This is a genomic window from Enterobacter sp. MGH 37, from assembly GCF_000534515.1.
GTDB lineage: Bacteria > Pseudomonadota > Gammaproteobacteria > Enterobacterales > Enterobacteriaceae > Enterobacter > Enterobacter kobei.
The window spans coordinates 1,128,391-1,150,626 of sequence record NZ_KI973206.1; the positions used below are offsets into that span (position 1 = coordinate 1,128,391).

The 22,236-nt window shown below is 57.1% G+C and carries 21 protein-coding genes; 13 read left to right on the plus strand and 8 right to left on the minus strand.

All coding sequences use genetic code 11. The features are described from left to right. Positions 1-35: 35 nt before the first annotated feature. On the minus strand, positions 36-869 hold the full coding sequence (gene rhaS / locus L383_RS05880; RefSeq protein ID WP_023331610.1) for an HTH-type transcriptional activator RhaS: 834 nt from the start codon (positions 867-869) through the stop codon (positions 36-38). A gap of 301 nt (positions 870-1,170) precedes the next feature. Here rhaS and rhaB point away from each other — a divergent pair, with 301 nt between their 5' ends. The 4 genes from rhaB (at position 1,171) to rhaM (ending at position 5,141) form a co-directional block, all read left to right on the plus strand. Beyond that, positions 1,171-2,640, plus strand: a complete 1,470-nt coding sequence (gene rhaB / locus L383_RS05875) for a rhamnulokinase (RefSeq protein WP_023331611.1) — start codon at positions 1,171-1,173, stop codon at positions 2,638-2,640. Beyond that, on the plus strand, positions 2,637-3,896 hold the full coding sequence (rhaA, locus tag L383_RS05870; RefSeq protein ID WP_023331612.1) for an L-rhamnose isomerase: 1,260 nt from the start codon (positions 2,637-2,639) through the stop codon (positions 3,894-3,896). Before rhaB ends, rhaA begins: the two co-directional genes overlap by 4 nt. Before the next feature lie 72 nt (positions 3,897-3,968). Next, positions 3,969-4,799, plus strand: coding sequence for a rhamnulose-1-phosphate aldolase (rhaD, locus tag L383_RS05865; protein WP_023331613.1), 831 nt, complete (start codon positions 3,969-3,971; stop codon positions 4,797-4,799). Between the two features lie 27 nt (positions 4,800-4,826). Continuing rightward, complete coding sequence (gene rhaM / locus L383_RS05860; protein ID WP_023331614.1) at positions 4,827-5,141, plus strand: L-rhamnose mutarotase; 315 nt, start codon at positions 4,827-4,829, stop codon at positions 5,139-5,141. Here the strand turns inward: rhaM and L383_RS05855 are convergent. From L383_RS05855 to L383_RS05840, 4 genes are all read right to left on the minus strand, one after another. Next, positions 5,129-6,406 (minus strand): MFS transporter, encoded by a 1,278-nt coding sequence (locus tag L383_RS05855; RefSeq protein ID WP_014885727.1) that lies wholly within the window; start codon positions 6,404-6,406, stop codon positions 5,129-5,131. The two genes, rhaM and L383_RS05855, sit on opposite strands and share 13 nt — an antisense overlap. Before the next feature lie 44 nt (positions 6,407-6,450). Then, complete coding sequence (locus L383_RS05850; RefSeq protein WP_023331615.1) at positions 6,451-8,574, minus strand: alpha-galactosidase; 2,124 nt, start codon at positions 8,572-8,574, stop codon at positions 6,451-6,453. A gap of 103 nt (positions 8,575-8,677) precedes the next feature. Next, positions 8,678-9,673 (minus strand): LacI family DNA-binding transcriptional regulator, encoded by a 996-nt coding sequence (locus L383_RS05845; protein WP_023331616.1) that lies wholly within the window; start codon positions 9,671-9,673, stop codon positions 8,678-8,680. 17 nt (positions 9,674-9,690) lie between these two features. Then, positions 9,691-10,239, minus strand: coding sequence for a helix-turn-helix domain-containing protein (locus L383_RS05840; protein WP_014885730.1), 549 nt, complete (start codon positions 10,237-10,239; stop codon positions 9,691-9,693). 103 nt (positions 10,240-10,342) lie between these two features. Here L383_RS05840 and L383_RS05835 point away from each other — a divergent pair, with 103 nt between their 5' ends. Together L383_RS05835 and L383_RS05830 are read left to right on the plus strand one after the other, a co-directional pair. Then, complete coding sequence (locus L383_RS05835) at positions 10,343-11,002, plus strand: AzlC family ABC transporter permease (RefSeq protein WP_014885731.1); 660 nt, start codon at positions 10,343-10,345, stop codon at positions 11,000-11,002. Then, positions 11,002-11,325: an AzlD domain-containing protein gene (locus L383_RS05830; protein ID WP_014885732.1), complete on the plus strand. Its 324-nt coding sequence runs from the start codon at positions 11,002-11,004 to the stop codon at positions 11,323-11,325. Before L383_RS05835 ends, L383_RS05830 begins: the two co-directional genes overlap by 1 nt. Positions 11,326-11,366: 41 nt before the next feature. Here the strand turns inward: L383_RS05830 and L383_RS05825 are convergent, their stop codons facing one another. Beyond that, a complete protein-coding gene (locus L383_RS05825) occupies positions 11,367-11,579 on the minus strand; it encodes a YdgH/BhsA/McbA family protein (protein WP_014885733.1) in 213 nt (70 codons plus the stop codon). A gap of 204 nt (positions 11,580-11,783) precedes the next feature. Here L383_RS05825 and L383_RS0124260 point away from each other — a divergent pair, with 204 nt between their 5' ends. Further along, positions 11,784-12,749 (plus strand): hypothetical protein, encoded by a 966-nt coding sequence (locus L383_RS0124260; protein WP_023331617.1) that lies wholly within the window; start codon positions 11,784-11,786, stop codon positions 12,747-12,749. A 40-nt stretch (positions 12,750-12,789) separates the two neighbouring features. Here the strand turns inward: L383_RS0124260 and L383_RS05820 are convergent, their stop codons facing one another. After that, positions 12,790-13,002, minus strand: coding sequence for a YdgH/BhsA/McbA family protein (locus tag L383_RS05820; protein ID WP_014885733.1), 213 nt, complete (start codon positions 13,000-13,002; stop codon positions 12,790-12,792). Positions 13,003-13,116: 114 nt separating this feature from the next. Next, on the minus strand, positions 13,117-13,953 hold the full coding sequence (gene fdhD / locus L383_RS05815) for a formate dehydrogenase accessory sulfurtransferase FdhD (protein WP_014885735.1): 837 nt from the start codon (positions 13,951-13,953) through the stop codon (positions 13,117-13,119). A 371-nt stretch (positions 13,954-14,324) separates the two neighbouring features. Between fdhD and fdnG the strand changes: the two genes are divergently transcribed. The 6 genes from fdnG (at position 14,325) to L383_RS05780 (ending at position 22,234) form a co-directional block, all read left to right on the plus strand. Then, positions 14,325-17,375, plus strand: a complete 3,051-nt coding sequence (fdnG, locus tag L383_RS05805; protein ID WP_094166673.1) for a formate dehydrogenase-N subunit alpha — start codon at positions 14,325-14,327, stop codon at positions 17,373-17,375. A gap of 12 nt (positions 17,376-17,387) precedes the next feature. After that, positions 17,388-18,290 carry a formate dehydrogenase subunit beta gene (gene fdxH, locus L383_RS05800; RefSeq protein ID WP_008501831.1) on the plus strand — a complete coding sequence of 301 codons (903 nt, stop codon included), beginning with the start codon at positions 17,388-17,390 and terminating at the stop codon, positions 18,288-18,290. After that, positions 18,287-18,922 carry a formate dehydrogenase cytochrome b556 subunit gene (fdoI, locus tag L383_RS05795; RefSeq protein ID WP_008501832.1) on the plus strand — a complete coding sequence of 212 codons (636 nt, stop codon included), beginning with the start codon at positions 18,287-18,289 and terminating at the stop codon, positions 18,920-18,922. Before fdxH ends, fdoI begins: the two co-directional genes overlap by 4 nt. Continuing rightward, positions 18,919-19,848, plus strand: coding sequence for a formate dehydrogenase accessory protein FdhE (fdhE, locus tag L383_RS05790; protein WP_014885738.1), 930 nt, complete (start codon positions 18,919-18,921; stop codon positions 19,846-19,848). Before fdoI ends, fdhE begins: the two co-directional genes overlap by 4 nt. Positions 19,849-20,018: 170 nt before the next feature. Beyond that, positions 20,019-21,713, plus strand: coding sequence for a ShlB/FhaC/HecB family hemolysin secretion/activation protein (locus L383_RS05785; protein ID WP_023331619.1), 1,695 nt, complete (start codon positions 20,019-20,021; stop codon positions 21,711-21,713). A gap of 2 nt (positions 21,714-21,715) precedes the next feature. Further along, positions 21,716-22,234, plus strand: a complete 519-nt coding sequence (locus L383_RS05780) for a toxin-activating lysine-acyltransferase (RefSeq protein WP_023331620.1) — start codon at positions 21,716-21,718, stop codon at positions 22,232-22,234. The last annotated feature ends 2 nt before the right edge of the window (positions 22,235-22,236 follow it).

Below are 22,236 nucleotides of genomic sequence, written 5' to 3' on the forward strand. Positions count from 1 at the left end.
CGCTTTACGGCAGCAAAACGTTGACTGGGCTCGCGTTACTGTAGTGAGGTGTCCCTCCCCTGGCGAATATCACGCGGAGACCAGCTGAACTCCCGACGAAACAGCGTCGAAAAGTGGTTACTGTCGCCGAAACCGCAGCGATAAGCGATATCCGTGACGCTTTCATCACTGTGGCGAAGCAGGTGGCGCGCTTTTATCAGCCGCAGTCGGTTAAGGTAACGCTGGGGCGTCTGCCCGGTTCGCTGCTTAAGCTGGCGGTGCAGGGTGCGCAGGGAGAGTGAAAAATGACTCGCCAGCATTTCCCAGCAGATATCCTCGGCAAAATGTTCCTCCAGCCAGGCCATCAGCTGGTTCAGGCGGGCTTCGCTGCTCTCCCCCTCCACCGGGTTACTGCGGCGCAACGCCACCAGCAGCTGCATAAACAACATCTCGCGCGTGGCGAGCGCATGCATCTCCTGTCCGTCCTGACTCTGCTCCATCTGAAGCAAAATCTGGCGAACCTGCTGCAGCGTGGCCTGATTCACGCGCCAGTGCGACGGATAATGTCCTTCCTTCTCCTGCGGCAGTAGCTGATGAAGCCCCGCGAGAAACTGGAATGCGTCCGGGGATCGATAGAGCACGTTCGTCAGGCACAGGTTGTCGGTATGCTCATACAGATGCCGATCGTGGTCGCGCACAAAGCAGACTGTGCCGCCGCTGATGGTGTAGGGCTGACCGTTAAAGACATGGATGCCCGTGCCATGCTCAACAATCACGATTTCATGAAAATCATGATGATGCTCCGGGAAAGCCGCCTGCGGCAGCCGCGGCTCTATCGCCACAGGCGAGCCACCCGCCGGAAAAAAGTCCACGCTGTGCAGTATGGTCATAACGCCCCCCACCAATGAGAAATGTTCTCAAAATAGTAAATAAGGCCTCTCACCCTCACCTTAAATTTTCGACAGCAAACGCCGCAAAACCTGCCTGTTTTTCAAGAATAAGCGGGAAAGATCCGGAATTGCGGTCAACGTCACAGTGGCTGAACGGCGCGCCTTCGCGGAAAAGTGTGAACCCCCTCACGTTCATCTTTGCTTTCTTGCCAGCACGGGTTGCGGACTGTCAGTGGCGAGAAGGTGGTCTTTTCGCCCCTTTTTTACACTCAGCGCTAATGATTTCAAGAAGGATCCGACCATGACCTTTCGCCATTGTGTCGCTGTGGATTTAGGCGCATCCAGCGGCCGTGTAATGCTCGCCACCTGGGACTGCGACCAGCACACCCTTTCCCTTCGCGAGATGCATCGTTTTGCGAACTGCCTGCAAAAACAGGACGGCTTTGATACCTGGAACATTGATGAACTTGAGACGGAGATCCGTACCGGGCTCAAAAAAGTCTGCGATAGCGGGATCCTCATCGACAGCATCGGCATAGATACCTGGGGCGTCGATTATGTCTTGCTGGACAGCAGCGGCGCTCGCGTTGGCCTGCCCGTCTCCTACCGCGACAGCCGCACGGATGGCCTGATGGCGCAGGCCATCGCCCGGCTCGGTAAGGATGATATCTACGGGCGCAGCGGCATACAGTTTCTGCCGTTTAACACGCTGTATCAGCTGCGCGCGCTGGTCGAGCAGCAGCCAGGGCTGGCAGCAGACGTTGCCCATGTGCTGCTGATCCCGGACTACCTGAGCTATCGCCTGACCGGCAACATGAACTGGGAATATACCAACGCCACCACCACCCAGCTGGTCAACATCAACTCGGATAACTGGGATGAGCACCTGCTGGCCTGGACGGGCGCATCCCCGGCGTGGTTCGGTACGCCGACCCATCCCGGCAACGTCATCGGCCAGTGGGTGTGCCCGCAGGGGAATGCGATCCCGGTCGTTGCCGTGGCGAGCCACGATACCGCCAGCGCGGTTATTGCCTCGCCGCTTTGCGGTAAAGATGCCGCCTATCTCTCTTCCGGCACCTGGTCGCTGATGGGCTTTGAAAGCAAAACGCCTTACGTCAGCGAGGAGGCAATGGCCGCAAATATCACCAACGAAGGCGGGGCCGAAGGGCGCTATCGGGTGTTAAAGAACATTATGGGGTTGTGGCTGCTCCAGCGGGTGCTTAAGGAGCAGAAAATTACCGATCTGCCCGGGCTTATCGCCGACACCGAAAAGCGTAAAGCCTGTACGTTCCTGATTCATCCCAATGACGATCGCTTTATCAATCCGGCGCACATGAGCACCGAGATCCAGGCCGCCTGCCGCGAGGCCGGACAGCCTGTACCATCAAGCCCGGCCGAACTGGCGCGCTGTATTTTTGACAGCCTTGCCCTGCTTTATGCGGATGTGCTGAGCGAGCTGGCCAGCCTTCGCGGCAGACCGTTCGACACGCTGCATATTGTTGGCGGCGGTTGCCAAAACGCGCTGTTAAACCAGCTTTGTGCCGATGCCTGCGGCATCACCGTGGTGGCGGGCCCGGTCGAGGCCTCCACGCTCGGCAATATCGGCATTCAGCTGATGACCCTTGACGAACTGGCCAGCGTGGACGATTTCCGCTCGGTAGTCACCGCCAGCGGCAGCCTGACCACGTTCCTTCCCGATCCCTGCCATGAAATTGCCCGCTACCGGGCGCAGTTTCAGCAAAACCGACTGACTAAGGAGCTTTGCGCATGACCACTCAACTTGAACAAGCCTGGAACCTGGCTAAACAGCGTTTCGCCGCCGTCGGCGTGGATGTCGAAGCGGCACTGCGTCAGCTCGACCGTCTGCCGGTCTCCATGCATTGCTGGCAGGGCGATGACGTCGCCGGCTTCGAAAACCCAGGCGGTTCCCTGACGGGGGGGATTCAGGCAACCGGTAACTATCCCGGGAAAGCGCGCAACGCGACCGAACTGCGCGCCGATCTGACGCTGGCGCTCAGCCTGATACCCGGTCCGAAGCGCCTGAACCTGCACGCGATTTATCTGGAATCCGACGAGCCGGTCGCGCGTAATGAAATCCAGCCGAAACACTTTAAAAACTGGGTGGCGTGGGCAAAAGCCAACGGTCTGGGCCTGGACTTCAACCCGTCCTGCTTCTCGCACCCGCTCAGCGCTGACGGCTTTACCCTCGCCCATGCCAGTCACGAGATCCGTCAGTTCTGGATCGACCACGTGAAGGCCTGCCGCCGCGTTTCAGCCTGGTTTGGTGAACAGCTTGGTACCCCGTCGGTGATGAATATCTGGATCCCGGACGGCATGAAGGACGTCACCATTGACCGCCTCGCCCCGCGCCAGCGCCTGCTGGCTGCACTGGATGAAGCCATTAGCGAGAAGATTAACCCGGCGCACCATATTGATGCCGTGGAGAGCAAGCTGTTCGGCATTGGCGCGGAGAGCTATACCGTCGGCTCGAACGAGTTCTATATGGGTTACGCCACCAGCCGCCAGACTGCCCTGTGTCTGGATGCCGGACACTTCCACCCGACGGAGGTCATCTCCGACAAAATCTCTGCCGCCATGCTCTACGTGCCGCGCCTGCTGCTGCACGTCAGCCGTCCGGTGCGCTGGGACAGCGACCATGTGGTGTTGCTGGATGACGAAACGCAGGCCATTGCCAGCGAGATCGTTCGCCACGACCTGTTCGACCGCGTTCATATTGGCCTCGACTTCTTTGACGCCTCCATCAACCGCATCGCGGCGTGGGTTATCGGCACCCGCAACATGAAGAAAGCGCTGCTTCGTGCCCTGCTGGAGCCCACTGAAGCACTGAAACAGCTGGAGCAGGAAGGTGACTACACGGCCCGCCTAGCGCTGCTGGAAGAGCAGAAATCGCTGCCGTGGCAGGCCGTGTGGGAAATGTACTGTCAGCGCAACGACGTACCAACAGGCAGCCAGTGGCTGGAGAACGTGCGGGCGTATGAGAAAGACGTGTTGAGCACACGCGGGTGATTCAACCCTCCCCGCAGTATAAGTAGGCCGGGTAAGCATAGCGCCACCCGGCATTTTCAAAGGAACCACAGTATGCAGACCATCACCCATTCCTGGTTCGTCCAGGGCATGATTAAAGCCACCTCTGACGCCTGGTTGAAAGGGTGGGATGAGCGTAACGGCGGCAACCTGACGCTGCGCCTGGACGATGCCGACATCGAGCCGTACGCCGCTGATTTCCATCAAAAACCGCGCTATATCGCCCTGAGCCAGCCGATGCCGCTGCTCGCTAACACGCCGTTTATCGTCACCGGATCCGGCAAGTTCTTTCGCAACGTCCAGCTCGACCCGCAGGCCAATCTCGGCGTCGTGAGGGTGGACAGCGACGGCGCGGGCTACCACATTCTTTGGGGGCTCACGGAGGAGGCAGTGCCCACCTCTGAACTGCCAGCGCACTTCCTCTCGCACTGCCAGCGCATCAAGGCGACCCACGGTAAAGACCGCGTCATCATGCACTGCCACGCCACCAATCTGATTGCCCTGACCTACGTGCTGGAAAACAACGCCGATCTCATCACCCGCAAGCTGTGGGAAGGCAGCACCGAGTGCCTGGTGGTCTTCCCGGACGGCGTCGGCATTCTGCCGTGGATGGTGCCCGGTACCGACGAGATCGGCCAGGCAACCGCCAAAGAGATGCAAAAGCATTCTCTGGTGCTGTGGCCGTTCCACGGCGTTTTCGGCAGCGGCCCGACGCTGGATGAAACTTTCGGCCTGATCGATACCGCTGAAAAATCAGCTGAAGTGCTGGTGAAGGTCTATTCCATGGGCGGTATGAAGCAGACCATTACCCGGGAAGAGCTGATTGCACTCGGTAAACGCTTTGGCGTTACGCCGATGCAGTCGGCACTGGATTTGTACCCATAGCCGTCCGCGAAAGCGACTGGAGGCATGATGATCCACAAAGCGTTTGTGATGCAGGTAAACCCGGACGCGCACGAGGAGTATGCGCGTCGCCATAACCCCATATGGCCCGAGCTTGAAGCGGTGCTGAAAGACCACGGCGCGCACCGCTACGCCATTTATCTCGACAAAGCACGCAACCTGCTGTTTGCGACCGTGGAGATTGAATCGGAGGAGCGCTGGCGCGCGGTAGCGAATACCGACGTCTGCCAGCGCTGGTGGGAACATATGAGCGACGTTATGCCGTCAAACCCGGATAACAGCCCGGTGAGTACGGAGCTTACCGAAGTGTTTTATCTGGACTGATGTGTTAACGCTGCTGCCCCCGAGGCGGCAGCAATCTCCTGCCTGCTGCTCAACGTAAACGCCGACACCACCGTAATTGCCAGCACGAAACAGCCCAGCATCAAATACGTCTCCTGGAAACCGATCCGGTCATACATATTTCCGGCAAAGGCAGAAAGGAAAATCGCCGCCGACTGTTTGGCAAACTGGAAGCCGATCAGATAGATAGTCGCCGACAGTCGGGTATCAAACACCCCGGTGATGTACTTAAAGGCGCCCACCAGCAGAAACGGGACTTCCAGCGCGTGCAGCATCTTCAGGGCAATCACCTCCACGGCGGTGGTAGCGAACGACGAGCCGATAATACGCGTCGCCATTATCACCCCGGCGATCAGCAGCGTATTTTTCGCGCCGATACGGTTAATGATCCACGGCGAGCAGAACATAATGATGGCGTTACAGATTTCCCCCGCCGTGGTGGCAAAGCCAAAGGCGCGAGTGCCTTCCTGCGGCGTGGCGAAGAAGGTTTTAAAGAAGGTGGCAAACTGCTGATCGAAAACGTCATACACGCAGGCAACGCCAATCACGTACAGAATGAACATCCACATTCTGCGCTGGCGGAACAGCTTAAAGACGGTTCTGGCAGTGATCTGCGGCTGGTTGGCTCCCAGGGCGTTCATCACCTGCGCCGTCTGGTTGGGCTTCGGCTTCGCGACCACCAGCAGCAGCATCAACAGCAATGCGGCCCCTGATCCCATCCAGAATACATACGACGGATCGATGCCGAACAGGATGCCGCCCGTAGACGCGCATAGCCCCCAGCCGAGACAGCCGAACATGCGCGCCTTGCCGTATTCGAAGAAACTGTTGCGGCTCACGCGTTCGATGTAGGCCTCTATTGCGCCCGATCCCGCCGAGAAGACAAAACCGATATATAACCCGCCGCTCAACGCCCCCAGCCAGATACTGGTTTTCAGCAGGGGCGCGAAGACGTACAGGAAGAACGGTGCGAACAGGAATAACAGCACCGAGATTATCCACAGCAGGTGTTTTTTCAGCCCCAGCTTGTCCGAAATCACCCCCAGCACCGGCTGGAACGCAATGGCCGACAGCGAGATGCAGGAGAAAACAATCCCGGTATGGGTTTTATTCAGGCCGATGATATCCGACAGCCAGATCGGCAGGAACGGAAAGCAGGTGGCCATGATGAAGAAGTAGAGAAAGAAGAACAGCCCGAAGATCCAGAAATTTGGGTTGTCTTTGTGGGTACAGGTTGTTGTATTCATTATTTTTATCCTCAACGGAGGGCCAGTTTCCCGGCCCATCACCTTTACACGCGTTCCACGCCAATCAGAATGGCGGTTTCCGGATCGAGAATCGGCAGCGCAATGCCCGCCTGCATCAGCCACTCACCGCTCACCGTTTGCGGTGTTTCCATCCACGCCGGCAGCTTGCGCATGGTGTGCCCGCCTTCGCACGTAATTTGAATATTCGGGTGATCGAGCAGCGCGACGCGGTACTGCGCGCTGGCCTCCAGCCCCGGCATGCGCAGCGGCATCATCAGGCTGTAATCCGGCATCGCGAGCTGGCTGACCATAAATAGCCCCTGCGCCTTGTCTTCGCTCACAATCCCCTGCGCCAGCGTGGTGGCGTCCGGCATATCAATCCGCCATTGGGTGCCGTGGTGGATCACCTCTCGCCACTGCTTGTGCAGCGCGGCGTAATGTCGGTACCCCTCGCGCTCCTGCGCGTCCACGGTGAGCGGATCCAGCTCCAGCCCCATATGGCCAAACAGCGCCGTCAGGCCGCGAAATTCAATGCTGTGCTGGCGGAAGGTGGCGTGGCATTTATGATGACCGATATGCGCCCCCATCACCTCCGGCGGGAAAAAATAGCTCATGCCACGCTGGATGGTGCTGCGCTCCAGCGCGTCGTTGTTGTCGGACGCCCAGAAGCGATGGCTCCGGCTCAGCACTTCGTAATCAATGCGCCCGCCGCCGGAAGAGCAGGATTCGAATTCAATTTGCGGGAAGCGCTCGCCCAGCACATCCAGCAGCCGGTAAAACTGACGGGTCTGGGCGTCGGCGGCGGCTTTACCGTTGTGTCCCGGCTGCACCAGCTCGCGGTTCATGTCCCACTTCACGTAGTCGATCGCATGCTCGCCCAGCAGCCAGCTCATGCGTTCCACAAGATAATCAAAAGCCTGCGGAATGTTGAGGTTGAGCACCAGCTGATGACGCCCGGTCGCCTGGGCATAGCCCGGCAGCGCCAGCACCCAGTCAGGATGCGCGCGATACAGATCGGAGTCCGGGTTGATCATCTCCGGCTCAACCCAGATGCCAAACTCCATGCCGAGCCGTTTGACGTGGTCAATCACCGGCGTCAGGCCATTCGGATATTTTTTCTCATCCAGATACCAGTCGCCCAGCGCGGCGTGGTCGTCATTGCGGCCTTTGAACCAGCCGTCGTCAATAATAAAGCGCTCCACGCCCAGCGTGGCGGCCTCGTCGGCCATCCGCATGATGTAATCCGGATCGTGGTTGAAGTAGATCCCCTCCCAGGTATTGAGGTGTACCGGACGCGGTTTATTTTCCGGGAAGCGGATGACGTTGTCGCGCAGGTAGCGATGGAAAGACTGGCTCATGCCGTTCAGGCCCCGCGGGGAGTAGCTGGCATACAGGCGCGGTGTCCAGAGCGTATCGCCCTCTTCTATCGCCATTTCCCCCGACAGGTAGAGCGCTTCGGCCTGAATATAACGGCGACCGTCGGTTTTCGCTTCCGCGCGCAGGCGATGGTTCCCGCTCCAGCCCAGATGCACGCCCCAGACGTCACCCTGCATTTCGCTGAACGATGGCGTACCGGCTATCAGTGCAGGAAAGTGTTCGTGGGAGGTTTTACCCCGGCGGTTTTCAATCACAACGCTGTCGTGCTCAAGGTTTACGCGGTGCGGCTGGAACTCTCTGATCCAGCGTCCGTGGAAGGCCATCACCTCCCGGGCGCGCTCGGCCACCGGCAGCGTGACGGCAAAGCGGTCAACCTGCCAGGGACGTGCTTTCAGGTTCGTTAAACCGTGACGAACCACCAGCACGCCGCTGTCATCCAGCGCCAGCTCGCTGGTCAGACGCAGGCCCGCATAGTCATCTTCAGCGGTAATCGTCAGGGTGTTTAATTCCTGCTGTACCCGCGTAGTTCTGAATACCGGGGAACCGTCCAGCCCCTGTCGGTGCCCCTCAATACCCGGCGAGCCAAACAGGCCATGCCCGAGTTCAGCCATCAGCGTAACCGGAGAATCGACATCCAGCCTGCCGTTAGCAACGGGCCGGGAAAGGGTTTCAGCATTTTGTGGCGAAAAGTACTGAAGATGCGGCCCCCAGTAAATAATTTCGGCGAACGGGCGCGTTTTTATCACCACATCTACCGTCGCGCTTTCAAGTCGTAAAATAGAATCTTGCATCAGACATCTCCTGTCATGGGATGCCTTGAGTTTTGATCCGAAACGTTTCGGATACAAACCAAAACGTTTCGGATTTGTGATCGGGTTTAGAAAATGGAGATATTCAGGCCGTCTGGCCGGGGGAGAATTCCGGTTGCCAGAGCACCTGAAGCTGCGCAATATCGTCGCCATTAATAAGCCGGCGGACCATGTCGGCAATCTGTTTTCCGACACCCTGACGGGTGGACTGGATCACCGACGCCACGTCGGTATCGACGATACTGTCCTGCGGCAGTCCGTCGTAGACCACCAGCGACACGGGGTTGTCGCCGGATAAACGCCCCAGCTGTTCAAGCGCCATCGCCGCCCCGTCGCCGTGGGTGTTGCAGTCAGTAATGATCGCCGTGGGCGGTTGCGGCAGGGCAAGCAGTTCTTTCGTGGTGGCATATCCTACGCGGCGCGACGGCGGCATGGCGCGCAGCCATTCGCTGGAAAGCCCGGCTTCCCGCAGAGCGTCCAGATAGCCCTGACGGCGCTGGGTGATAAATGCCTGATTATTGCTTTCGCCGAGCAGCGCAATACGCTGATGGCCTTTCTCAATCAGCCAGCGGGTAGCATTGTACGTACCGGCATAGTTATCGAAATCAAACCACGCGTAAGGCTGCGGCAGCTGGCTGCGCCCAAGCGCCAGGAAAGGGAACCCGGCGGCCTGCAGCTGCTCAAGCCGCGGATCGCGATCCAGCGTATGCGCCACAATCAGCGCATCGACGCGCCGGCTCTGTACCATGCGCATATAGCTGTGCTTATCCGCCAGATCGTCATCGGCAATGAGCAGTAAGTCGATCTCATGTCGCGCCAGTTCGTGGCTAATTTCGCCGACCATGTCCATAAATACACTGTTATTGAGCGGAACAGGATGGACGGGAAACACCAGCCCGACCGCGTCAATTTTGCCCATCTTCAGGCGGCGGGCGAAGGTGTTAGGTCGGTAACCACGGCGCTGAGCCTCGGCTTCCACGCGGGCGCGCGTCTCAGCAGAGACGTCGTCATAGCCGTTGAGGGCGCGGCTGACGGTCGTAATGGAGAGTCCCAGCTCTTTGGCAATGGCTTTAAGCGACATGATTTTCCGTATCTACGTTAATTTTGTTCCGCCACCAGCAACGCATGCGTGTCTGGCTCCAGCGCCTTAAAAATGTGCGGCTGGTCGGCGGGGTAACAGATGTAATCCCCGGCGGCGAGCTCTTCTGCCGCATCCAGCAGGCCGACCAGGGCCCTTCCCTGCATGACGATAATATGTTCTACCGAGCCAGGCGAATGCGGCTGAGAAATGCGGTCTGCACCCGGCTGGGTCATCAGTAGATAGACATCCCGTCGCGCGCCTGGCGGGCACGCCGCCAGCAGTATGGCTTCATAGTTTGCCTGTCCGGCAACCACTTTCGTTCCTTCACCACGGCGGATCACCTGCGTGCTCGGCAACTGTGGCTCCAGCAAACGGGCGAAGGGAATATCAAGCGCCACGCAGAGCGACCACAGCGTCTCCAGGCTGGGGTTGCCGTTGCCGGATTCCAGCTGGGAAAGCGTGGATTTAGCGATCCCGGCACGGCGGGCAATTTCCGCCAGTGAAAGCCCGGTTCGCAGGCGTTCTCGCACCAGGCTTTTGGCGATTACGCTAATTGGCTGCGTCATATAACGGCCCTTTTGTTCTATAAATCGAACGAATCGTTCGTCTTGAAAAACAGTTCTGTTGCGTTCATTATAATGGATACACGTTCGATATGGCTAAAATTGTATGAAGCATCATCTCTCCTGCCTGAAAGGCGACACGATAAAAGCAATCATCCTGGTTTGCCTCGCGGTCGGCGTGGTCGGGATGTCTTACGGCTCACTGGCGATGGCCTACGGTTTCCCGCTTTGGGTGCCGTTTGTTCTCTCGCTCACCGTCCTCGCGGGCGCATCGGAATTTATGTTTATCGGCATTGTGGCCAGCGGCGGTAACCCTCTGGCGGCGGCGGCAGCCGGTTTGCTGGTCAACGCACGCCATGTGCCATTTGGCGTGACGGTGCGTGAACTGGTAGGCAAGCGCGGCCTGAGCCTGTTGGGCTGCCACATCATGAATGACGAAAGCGTGGTGTTTGGCCTGTCGCAAAAAACGCCCGAGCAGCGTAAGGCGGCGTACTGGTTATGTGGTTTAGGCGTTGCAATTATCTGGCCGGTGGGCGCCTTGCTGGGCGCCATGGTCGGTAAGCTGCTCCCGGCCCCGGAAACCATCGGGCTGGATGCGGTCTTTCCGGCCATTCTGCTGGCGTTAGTGGTTCCCGCGTTTAAAAACCGTACCACGTTAATCCGCGCCTGTAGCGGTGCCGTGCTATCCCTGGCTGCCGTACCGTTTGCCCCGGTGGGATTACCGGTGCTGCTCTCTTTACTCGGTCTCGCTGCGAGGAAGAAATAATGGAAAATATGACGATTTTTATTCTCGGCATCGCCATTTTGTCTGCGGGAACCTATTTGATGCGTCTCGGCGGAGCAAAACTCGGCAACCGACTGGCACTCTCTGAACGATCTCAGGCGCTGCTGTCAGATGCGGCAACGGTGTTGCTGTTTTCTGTGGCACTGGCGACCACATTTTATGAAGGGGAACATTTCGCCGGGATGGCGCGCGTGCTGGGCGTGGCGTTTGCGGTATTTCTTGCGTGGCGAAAAATGCCATTGATTGTGGTGATCATCGCGGCGGCAGTAGTGACGGCGCTACTGCGCGTGGCGGGTATAAACTAAAAAAAGCGCCCCGGGGGCGCTCTTTCGACGGTGTGACTGGCTTATTTATTCAGTTCAGCAGTCATGTGTACGCGGTTACCCGTGAATGCCTGGGTAATTTTGTAGGATGATGCACCCGCTTCCTGAGCCTGTGCCGCGATTTTAGCTTCAGCACCGTCAATGGTAGAGGCGGTTGCGGTCACAGTCTGTGCAGCGAAAGAACCGAAAGAAGCAGCCAGAGCGATTACAGCGACAAAAGTTTTGATGCTTTTCATGATATAAACCCTTTCGTTAAGTTGTTTTGGTAAGGCACCTTGCCTTGATGAGATAAATACTAGACCTCATCCCGAACAACTAAAAGCGGAAGGTTTTGCTATTATCATTCAAAATTACTGAACTCAAAAAAAACGTTATGCATTGCGCTGATATCTGTTTCCTGATGTCCTGAACGTCAGCCTTTTTCAGGGAGAAAAACGCCAATGCAAAGCAGAAAACAACCCTCATTCCTCATCAGACATAGTACTGCCGTCCATTTTATCGCTTATGCGGGCGCCATTTTTGTCATAACGCCCTTTAACAGTAAAGCGATGCCCGTCTTCGTCTGGATGGCCATGCTGATAGCCTGCGCTATCATCATTTCCTCACGCATAAAACCCCTCACGCTGTTGCAGCTGTCCCAAATGGAATGGGGTGAATACAAAAAAATAGCGGGCTCGACGTTGATGTCTTCTCTGCTGTTTTTAACATCGTGCGTGGCATTTAAATATTTCGCCGGAAATGGCCTGGAGCTACCCGTCACGCTCGCGATCGGGACGGTGGGATGTATCTACTATTCCATCACCCTCTATCTGGACGCCGTGGATGATGACAGAAAGAAAATTGCGAAAAAGGCTTTCACCCTTACACGTGGTGTATGGCTGTTAATTTCCTTCATCTGCTACATACTGGCGCGAAAGGTCTTTATGGACGTCACGGATGTCACCTACGAGGCGACTTTCAATAAAATTACGTCGTTTGGGTTCTTTTTAATCTTCTGCACCTTATTCTTTTCCATGGTATTTCTGCTATTCACGATGGCGCTTCCCTTGTTGCAGAATTCATCGGTTCAGTTTAACGTCATGGCGATTTCTGCCCCCCTTTTCTGCGCTGGCTATATCTTCTTTATTGCCTATAACGTCAATACCAACCGGGTGCTTGAATACGTCCTCAATGTGACAATCGATTACGACACTCGGGATACGTTTTACTGTAACAATGAATATCGAATTCTCAACGACTATCCCAATGCGCGCTTTATGATGGTAGGTGAAGGTAATTATCGCGTGTTTACGCCAAAAAAGCGGGATTACGGGATCTGGCGTCTGACCTGTAAAAACGTCGCGCCTTTTTATTCCCTGGTAGAGGTTCAGGATAGAAAAGATATTGTTAAAAAAGAGAAAAAATAAAAAAGCGCCCCGGGGGCGCTCTTTCGACGGTGTGACTGGCTTATTTATTCAGTTCAGCAGTCATGTGTACGCGGTTACCCGTGAATGCCTGGGTAATTTTGTAGGATGATGCACCCGCTTCCTGAGCCTGTGCCGCGATTTTAGCTTCTGCACCGTCAATGGTAGAGGCGGTTGCGGTCACAGTCTGTGCAGCGAAAGAACCGAAAGAAGCAGCCAGAGCGATTACAGCGACAAAAGTTTTGATGCTTTTCATGATATAAACCCTTTCGTTAAGTTGTTTTGATAAGGCACCGTGCCTTGATGAGATAAATACTAGACCTCATCCTGAACAACTAAAAGCGGAAGGTTTTGCCTGAAACATTCAAAATTATTGATCAACTATTAATCGCTGTGGATGGGTATAGATTGTTGCCCTTCCCGGCTTGCAGAACCCGACCAGCGTCAGGTTGCAGCGCTCCGCCACTTCCACCGCCAGCGTTGTGGCCGCCGATACCGCAAACAGGATTTCCACACCGCACATTGCGGACTTTTGCACCATCTCATAACTTGCACGGCTGGAAACGAGCGCCGCGCCCTGTTGCCAGACCTCGCTTTCTCGCGCCCGGCGTCCCAGCAGCTTATCCAGCGCGACATGGCGGCCCACGTCTTCATGCCCTCCGGCAATATCGCCCGACGGCAACACCCACGCCGCCGCATGCGTACAACCGCTCAACTGGCCGATGGGCTGTACGTCGTTGAGATGTTCAAGCGCATGATCAAGGTGTGCCAGATTGAAGGTCTGGGTAAACGGCAATGGCGCAACGGGCTTGCCGATATCATTGAGCTGCTCAACGCCACACACGCCGCAGCCGGTGCGTCCGGCCAGCGCGCGGCGGCGCTCTTTCAACCCCATAAAGCGACGGCTGGAGAGTTCGATTTGCACTTCAAGACCGTTACACGCCTTCACCACGTCCATCCCGTAGATCTCCTGCGGATGCGCAATAATGCCTTCCGAGAGAGAAAAGCCAATGGCGAACAGGTCGAGATCTTTCGGCGAAGCCATCATCACCACATGCGAAATACCGTTGTAAACAAGCGCAACAGGCACTTCTTCCGCCAGCAAATCGGGCGTGGCGTGGGTAATGTGGGGCGGTCTGCGTACCGACAGTTCCACAATGCCTGCAGGCAGTGGCGACGAGTGGGTAGCACGGTTTTGTTTAGACACAGCGGTATTCCTGAACAACCACGGAGGTGAGCCTGCTATTGCAGCATAAACAACAGGCCTTACGCATAGTATGGATCAACTTTTCGACAATCATTCTCCTACTCATTTAGAAGGGGTGCAACCCGGCCAGCGCTACACCGCTTTAACATGCAGAAGCAATAGCGTGATCTGTATCACACTTTATAATCAACATGGTGATAATACGTTCACTTTGTATTAACGCCATTAGAACAGGTGTACCGACATTGTGGTATTCTGATGATATCCCTCGGAGAAATGAGGGATTAACGCAAATTTTTTCCTTTGCGGTCATTCTTCAACCGCGAAGTCAAAACTACATATGTAAGCAATGTCGAAACAAGGAGTGACCCATGCAGGTCAGCAGAAGGCAGTTCTTTAAGATCTGCGCTGGCGGTATGGCAGGCACAACGGCAGCAGCACTGGGCTTCGCGCCCGGCGTCGCGCTGGCGGAAACGCGGCAGTATAAACTGCTGCGCACCCGTGAAACCCGTAATACCTGTACGTACTGCTCTGTCGGTTGCGGGCTGTTAATGTATAGCCTCGGCGACGGTGCTAAAAACGCCAAAGCGTCTATTTTCCATATCGAAGGTGACCCGGATCACCCGGTCAACCGCGGCGCGCTGTGTCCGAAAGGGGCCGGTCTGGTGGACTTTATCCACTCTGAAAGCCGCCTGAAGTTCCCTGAATATCGTGCGCCTGGCTCCGACAAATGGCAGCAAATCAGCTGGGAAGAGGCGTTTGACCGCATCGCTAAACATATTAAAGAAGACCGTGATGCGAACTTCATTGAGAAGAACGCCGACGGCGTGACGGTCAACCGCTGGCTCTCCACCGGGATGCTGTGTGCTTCAGCGTCCAGTAATGAAACCGGCTATTTAACCCAGAAATTTACGCGCGCACTCGGTATGCTCGCGGTCGACAACCAGGCGCGTGTCTGACACGGACCAACGGTAGCAAGTCTTGCTCCAACATTTGGTCGCGGTGCGATGACCAACCACTGGGTCGACATCAAGAACGCCAACCTTATTGTGGTGATGGGCGGTAACGCCGCTGAAGCGCACCCTGTCGGGTTCCGCTGGGCGATGGAAGCCAAAATCCACAACGGTGCGAAACTGATTGTGATCGATCCCCGCTTCACGCGTACAGCGTCAGTGGCGGATTTCTACACCCCTATTCGTTCAGGTACTGACATCACTTTCCTGTCAGGCGTATTGCTGTACCTGATGACCAACGAAAAATACAACCGCGAATACACCGAAGCCTACACCAACGCCAGCCTGATCGTGCGTGAGGATTATCACTTCGAAGATGGCCTGTTCAGCGGTTACGACGCCGAAAAACGCAAGTACGACAAAACCAGCTGGAACTACGAGCTGGATGAGAAAGGCTTTGCGAAACGCGATACCACCCTGCAACACCCGCGCTGCGTGTGGAACCTGCTGAAAGAGCACGTCTCCCGCTATACGCCGGAGGTGGTTGAAAACATCTGTGGTACGCCGAAGGCGGACTTCCTGAAGGTGTGCGAGCTGATCGCCGAAACCAGCGCGAAAGATAAAACCGCGTCGTTCCTCTACGCCCTCGGCTGGACGCAACACTCCATCGGTGCGCAGAACATCCGTACCATGGCGATGGTTCAGCTCCTGCTCGGCAACATGGGCATGGCAGGCGGCGGCGTGAACGCCCTACGCGGTCACTCCAACATTCAGGGTCTGACCGACCTCGGCCTGCTGTCTCAAAGCCTGACAGGTTATATGAACCTGCCAAGCGAGAAACAAACCGACCTGCAAACCTACCTGACGGCCAGCACGCCAAAACCGCTGCTCGAAGGCCAGGTGAACTACTGGGGCAACTATCCTAAGTTCTTCGTCTCGCTGATGAAAGCCTTCTACGGCGACAAGGCGACGGCGGAAAACAGCTGGGGCTTTGACTGGCTGCCGAAGTGGGACAAAGGCTACGACGTGCTTCAGTACTTCGAGATGATGCATCAGGGTCAGGTCAACGGCTATATCTGCCAGGGCTTTAACCCGGTGGCCTCGTTCCCGAACAAGAACAAGGTTGTTGAGTCCCTGTCGAAACTGAAGTTCCTGGTGACGATTGACCCGCTCAATACTGAAACCTCGACCTTCTGGCAGAACCACGGCGAATCGAATGACGTCGATCCGTCGAAGATTCAGACTGAAGTGTTCCGTCTGCCATCTACCTGCTTCGCGGAAGAGAACGGGTCTATTGTCAACTCCGGCCGCTGGCTGCAGTGGCACTGGAAAGGTGCGGACGCCCCGGGCATCGCCATGAACGACGGCGAGATCCTGGCCGGTATTTTCTTACGCCTGCGTAAGATGTACGCGGCTGAAGGTGGCGCGAACCCGGAACCGGTGTTGAACATGACCTGGAACTACTCGACGCCTGAAAACCCTGCGCCGGAAGAAGTGGCGATGGAGAGCAACGGTAAGGCGCTGGCGGATGTTATCGACCCGGCCACCGGCGCCGTGCTGGCGAAGAAAGGCGATCAGCTCAGTACCTTCGCCCATCTGCGCGATGACGGTACAACTTCGAGCGGCTGTTGGATCTTCGCCGGTAGCTGGACGCCAAAAGGCAACCAGATGGCCAACCGCGACAACGCCGACCCGTCGGGCCTTGGCAATACGCTGGGCTGGGCGTGGGCATGGCCGCTTAACCGTCGCATCCTCTATAACCGTGCCTCCGCTGACCCGCAGGGCAACCCGTGGGATCCGAAGCGTCAGCTTCTGAAGTGGGACGGCGCGAAATGGGGCGGCGTGGATATTCCGGACTACAGCACTGCCGCACCAGGCAGCGATGTCGGACCGTTTATCATGCAGCCTGAAGGGATGGGACGTCTGTTTGCCATTGATAAGATGGCAGAAGGGCCGTTCCCGGAACACTACGAGCCGTTTGAGACGCCGCTGGGCACTAACCCGCTGCACCCGAACGTGGTCTCTAACCCGGCAGCGCGTATCTTCAAGGGCGACTTTGAAGCGCTGGGTAAAAAAGACAAGTTCCCGTACGTGGGCACCACCTATCGTCTGACCGAGCACTTCCACTACTGGACCAAGCACGCGCTGCTTAACGCCATCGCGCAGCCGGAGCAGTTTGTGGAGATCGGCGAGAAGCTGGCGAACAAGCTCGGCATCGCTCATGGCGATACCGTGAAGGTCTCCTCTAACCGCGGCTACATTAAAGCCAAGGCGGTGGTGACCAAGCGTATTCGCACGCTGAACGTTCATGGTCAGCAGGTGGATACCATCGGTATCCCAATTCACTGGGGCTATGAGGGCGTGGCGAAAAAAGGGTTCATTGCGAACACCCTGACGCCGTTCGTCGGTGATGCGAACACGCAGACGCCGGAGTTTAAGGCCTTCCTCGTGAACGTGGAAAAGGTGTAACGGAGACGACTTATGGCTTATCAATCTCAAGACATTATCCGTCGTTCCGCGACTAACGGTTTCACGCCCGCGCCTCAGGCGCGGGACCACCAGCAGGAAGTGGCGAAACTTATCGACGTGACCACCTGTATCGGCTGTAAAGCCTGTCAGGTGGCCTGCTCTGAGTGGAACGATCTGCGTGACGAAGTGGGTCACAACGTTGGGGTGTACGACAACCCTGCGGACCTGACCGCCAAGTCCTGGACGGTGATGCGTTTCTCGGAAGTGGAGCAGAACGACAAACTGGAATGGCTTATCCGCAAAGATGGCTGTATGCACTGCGCGGATCCGGGCTGCCTGAAGGCATGTCCGTCAGAAGGGGCTATCATTCAGTATGCCAACGGCATCGTCGACTTCCAGTCCGAGCAGTGCATCGGCTGCGGCTACTGCATTGCGGGCTGTCCGTTCGACGTACCGCGCCTGAACCCGGAAGACAACCGCGTCTACAAATGCACGCTGTGCGTTGACCGCGTCACTGTCGGCCAGGAGCCCGCGTGCGTGAAGACCTGCCCAACCGGCGCTATCCACTTTGGATCTAAAGAGGATATGAAAACGCTGGCGGCAGAGCGCGTGGGCGAGCTGAAAACCCGTGGTTACGACAATGCGGGCCTGTACGATCCGGCCGGTGTTGGTGGTACGCATGTGATGTATGTGCTGCACCATGCCGACAAGCCGAATCTGTATCACGGCCTGCCGGAGAACCCGGAAATCAGCGCCACCGTTAAGTTCTGGAAAGGCATCTGGAAACCGCTGGCCGCGGTAGGTTTTGCTGCCACCTTCGCAGCGAGCATCTTCCACTACGTCGGCGTCGGTCCGAACCGTGCGGAAGAGGAAGACGACAACCTGCATGAAGAGAAAGACGAGGTGCGCAAATGAGAAAACGTGACACCATCGTGCGCTACACCGCGCCGGAACGCATCAACCACTGGGTCACCGCCTTCTGCTTCATGCTGGCGGCGATAAGCGGGCTGGGGTTCTTCTTCCCCTCCTTCAACTGGCTGATGCAGATCATGGGGACACCACAACTGGCGCGTATACTGCACCCGTTTGTTGGCGTCATCATGTTCGCGTCGTTCATCATCATGTTTTTCCGCTACTGGCACCATAACCTAATCAATCGGGATGATATCTTTTGGGCGAAGAATATTCGTAAGATCGTCGTCAACGAGGAAGTAGGTGATACCGGGCGTTATAACTTCGGTCAGAAATGCGTATTCTGGGCGGCGATTATCTTCCTGGTCCTGTTGCTGGTCAGCGGCGTGATCATCTGGCGTCCGTATTTTGCGCCTGCTTTCTCAATCCCGGTGATCCGATTCGCGCTGATGCTGCATTCATTTGCCGCAGTGGCGCTAATTGTGGTTATCATGGTGCATATTTACGCCGCCCTCTGGGTGAAAGGCACCATTACCGCGATGGTGGAAGGCTGGGTAACCAGTACGTGGGCGAAGAAACATCACCCGCGCTGGTACCGTGAAGTCCGCCAGAAACAGGAAAAGTCATCTGAATGAGTATTCGCATAATCCCGCAAGATGAGCTGGGGTCGAGCGAGAAACGTACGGCGGAGTATATTCCGCCGTTGTTATTCCCCAGACTCAAGAACCTCTACAACCGCCGCGCAGAGCGTCTGCGCGAGCTGGCAGAGAACAACCCGCTGGGCGATTTTCTGCGTTTTGCTGCGCTTGTCGCCCACGCGCAGGAAGTGGTGCTGTACGACCACCCACTGCAAATGGACCTGACTGCGCGCATCAAAGAAGCCAATGAGCAGGGCAAGCCGCCGCTGGATATTCACGTCCTGCCGCGCGACAAGCACTGGCACAAGCTGCTGCATTCGCTGATTGCCGAGCTAAAGCCCGAAATGAGCGGTACTGCGCTGGCGGTCATTGAGAACCTGGAAAAAGCGTCCGAACAGGAGTTGGAAGAGATGGCGAGTGCGCTGTTTGCTTCCGACTTCTCGCTGGTCAGCAGTGATAAAGCGCCGTTTATCTGGGCGGCACTGTCGCTCTACTGGGCGCAGATGGCAAGCCTGATCCCCGGCAAAGCCCGCGCCGAGTACGGTGAAGCGCGCCAGTTCTGCCCGGTGTGCGGTTCCATGCCGGTCTCCAGTATGGTACAGATTGGCACCACCCAGGGGCTGCGCTACCTGCACTGCAACCTGTGCGAAACCGAATGGCACGTCGTGCGCGTGAAGTGCAGCAACTGCGAGCAGACCCGCGATCTCAACTACTGGTCGCTGGAAAATGAAGAAGCGGCAGTGAAAGCTGAAAGCTGCGGCGACTGTGGGACCTACCTGAAGATTCTGTATCAGGAAAAAGACCCGAAAGTCGAAGCGGTAGCCGACGATCTCGCCTCGCTGATTCTGGATGCCAAAATGGAGCAGGAGGGCTTCGCCCGCAGCTCAATCAACCCGTTCCTGTTCCCGGGTGAAGGGGAGTAATCTCCCGCAACCGTGCCGGGCGGCGCAAGCTTGCCCGGCCAGTCATACCCGCTTTAATCCGCTTCCGTACTTTCCCCCACTTTCAGATTTTATTTAGCCGCTACGCGTAGAAAAGTCGCTGTGACTTCGTCACGATCCCTTGCAAGAAACATTACATTTTGTAAGGGAAAATGTTGAAAAGGGAATTTCGACCGGTCGCAACGAAGCGCACCGGCTTTTTTATCTGTGCTGTTCTCAGCCTTTCATCGGGTGCCAGCGCCGCACCGGGTGATGAACCGTTTATCCTGCAACAGCAGCGTCAGCAGGCGCTGGAAACCCAACTGACGCCCCAGGCGCCTGACGTTCGGCTGCAATCTCCGGCAACACGTAACGAAAGCGGCGAATTTGCCGCCGAAACGCCCTGCTTCACCATCCATGACGTGACGCTGACGGGGCATAACGCCCTCCCGCACTGGGTACCGCTGCAGCGCATCGCGAATCAGTCCGTCGGGAAGTGCCTCGGCGCACGGGGTATCAACCACGTGATGAGCCTGCTGCAAAACCGGCTGATCGCCCACGGCTGGACAACCGCACGCGTGCTGGCTCCCGCTCAGGATTTAAAAAGCGGCCATTTAACACTGGCCGTTATTCCGGGGAAAATACGCCACGTCACATTGACCGATAACAGCCGTCGCGGGTTATGGCTTTACAGCGCCTTCCCGGCACATGACGGTAATCTGCTCGACCTGCGGGATATCGAGCAGGGTCTGGAGAACCTCCAGCGCCTGCCCACCGTCCAGGTTGAGATGGATATCGTTCCGGCTGAACAGCCGGGTGAGAGCGATATCGTGATAACCCGCCAGCAGAGCAAATTCTGGCGGCTTGGCCTGTCGCTTGATGATTCTGGCTCGTCGTCAACGGGCCGCTATCAGGGTGGGCTAACGCTGTCGCTGGATAACCCGCTGGCGCTGAGCGATCTCTTCTGGTTTTCCATGAACCATGACCTGCAAACCGGGCCGGAAAAAGGCAACCAAAACCTCAGCGCCCACTGGTCTGTTCCCGTGGGCTGGTGGGCATTTTCCGTTACCGGCAGCGATTACCACTATCACCAGACCGTGGCGGGGCTAAACGGCGACATTCGTTACAGCGGCAAAAGCCAGAGTCTGGTGGCGCAGGCCAGCCGGGTTCTGCATCGCAGCAGCGCCCAAAAAACCACGTTCACCTGGGACGTGGAGAGCCGGACAACGAAAAACTACATCAACGACACGGAAGTGGAAGTTCAGCGCCGCCACGTCTCCTCCTGGAAGGCCGGGCTTCAGCATCGCCACTATATCGGCCCGGCAACGCTTGATGCAGGCATCAACTATCAGCGCGGCACGCGATGGTTTGGCGCCCAGCCAGCCCCCGAAGAAACGTTCGATGAAGCCACGGCGCTGGGCCGAATTCTTCGCACCAACGCACGCCTGAGCCTGCCGTTCGCACTCAGCACGCAGCACTTGCGTTATGACGTGGCCTGGCAGCGTCAGACCAGCAACACGCCGCTCACTTCACAGGATCAGTTCGCCATCGGCGGGCGCTGGACGGTGCGCGGCTTCGACGGCGAACGCACGCTCAACGCCGATTGCGGCTGGCTGGTTCGAAACGATCTCTCCTGGCAGACCCCGCTTGCCGGAACCGAGTTCTATCTGGCTGCCGACTACGGCGAGGTCGCTGGCAACGGCACGGAGTACCTGACGGGCAACCATCTTGCCGGTGGCGCCGCGGGCTTGCGCGGTGCGCTCTGGAAAGTGGGATACGACGCCTTCGCGGGCGTGCCGTTTTCCCGCCCGGACGGTTTTAAAACCAGCCCGGCAACCTTCGGCTTCAACCTCAACATGGATTTCTGAGTATGCGCTATGGCGAATTGACGGTTCATTGTCCGCAGCTCGAGGACGTCGCGCTGAGTGAAGCCGAAGTGCTGGGCGCGTCGGTCTGGCTCTGGATGCATTCCCTCAACCACCGTGACGCGCCGCTGCACGTCCTGCCCGTGGTGCTCTTGCCCATCATTAAACGCCAGCAGTACGTGCTGATAGAGGAGAAAGGACGCCCGATCTTTTTCCTGAGCTGGGCATGGATGAGCGAAGAAGCCGAACGCCGCTATCTCACCCAGGAGACGGTCGTCCTGCCGGAAGAAGACTGGTGTAACGGCGATCGGATGTGGTTTCGCGATTTTATTGCCCCCTTTGGGCACGCGGAAGCCCTGTTTCGCCTGGTACGCGAGGAGATTTTTCCGCATCACGTTGCGCGCTTTCTGTGGCATCGCGGCAATGAGAAAGGCCGTCGTATCAAAACGTTTTATGGCAGGCAGGTCACGCGCGAAGCGCTGCTGAACTGGAAACACACGCACCCGCTGCACGGACAAAAATAAAA

Excerpts from the sequence above, each read along its gene's own strand:
- L383_RS05835 (WP_014885731.1), top strand. The coding sequence starts at position 10,343 with ATGAAGCATCATCTCTCCTGCCTGAAAGGCGACACGATAAAAGCAATC.
- rhaA (WP_023331612.1), top strand. The coding sequence starts at position 2,637 with ATGACCACTCAACTTGAACAAGCCTGGAACCTGGCTAAACAGCGTTTC.
- L383_RS05820 (WP_014885733.1), bottom strand. The coding sequence starts at position 13,002 with ATGAAAAGCATCAAAACTTTTGTCGCTGTAATCGCTCTGGCTGCTTCT.
- fdoI (WP_008501832.1), top strand. The coding sequence starts at position 18,287 with ATGAGAAAACGTGACACCATCGTGCGCTACACCGCGCCGGAACGCATC.
- L383_RS05830 (WP_014885732.1), top strand. The coding sequence starts at position 11,002 with ATGGAAAATATGACGATTTTTATTCTCGGCATCGCCATTTTGTCTGCG.
- L383_RS05780 (WP_023331620.1), top strand. The coding sequence starts at position 21,716 with ATGCGCTATGGCGAATTGACGGTTCATTGTCCGCAGCTCGAGGACGTC.
- L383_RS05785 (WP_023331619.1), top strand. The coding sequence starts at position 20,019 with ATGTTGAAAAGGGAATTTCGACCGGTCGCAACGAAGCGCACCGGCTTT.
- L383_RS05825 (WP_014885733.1), bottom strand. The coding sequence starts at position 11,579 with ATGAAAAGCATCAAAACTTTTGTCGCTGTAATCGCTCTGGCTGCTTCT.
- L383_RS05845 (WP_023331616.1), bottom strand. The coding sequence starts at position 9,673 with ATGTCGCTTAAAGCCATTGCCAAAGAGCTGGGACTCTCCATTACGACC.
- L383_RS0124260 (WP_023331617.1), top strand. The coding sequence starts at position 11,784 with ATGCAAAGCAGAAAACAACCCTCATTCCTCATCAGACATAGTACTGCC.
- rhaM (WP_023331614.1), top strand. The coding sequence starts at position 4,827 with ATGATCCACAAAGCGTTTGTGATGCAGGTAAACCCGGACGCGCACGAG.
- rhaB (WP_023331611.1), top strand. The coding sequence starts at position 1,171 with ATGACCTTTCGCCATTGTGTCGCTGTGGATTTAGGCGCATCCAGCGGC.
- rhaD (WP_023331613.1), top strand. The coding sequence starts at position 3,969 with ATGCAGACCATCACCCATTCCTGGTTCGTCCAGGGCATGATTAAAGCC.
- rhaS (WP_023331610.1), bottom strand. The coding sequence starts at position 869 with ATGACCATACTGCACAGCGTGGACTTTTTTCCGGCGGGTGGCTCGCCT.
- L383_RS05855 (WP_014885727.1), bottom strand. The coding sequence starts at position 6,406 with ATGAATACAACAACCTGTACCCACAAAGACAACCCAAATTTCTGGATC.
- fdhE (WP_014885738.1), top strand. The coding sequence starts at position 18,919 with ATGAGTATTCGCATAATCCCGCAAGATGAGCTGGGGTCGAGCGAGAAA.
- fdxH (WP_008501831.1), top strand. The coding sequence starts at position 17,388 with ATGGCTTATCAATCTCAAGACATTATCCGTCGTTCCGCGACTAACGGT.
- L383_RS05840 (WP_014885730.1), bottom strand. The coding sequence starts at position 10,239 with ATGACGCAGCCAATTAGCGTAATCGCCAAAAGCCTGGTGCGAGAACGC.
- L383_RS05850 (WP_023331615.1), bottom strand. The coding sequence starts at position 8,574 with ATGCAAGATTCTATTTTACGACTTGAAAGCGCGACGGTAGATGTGGTG.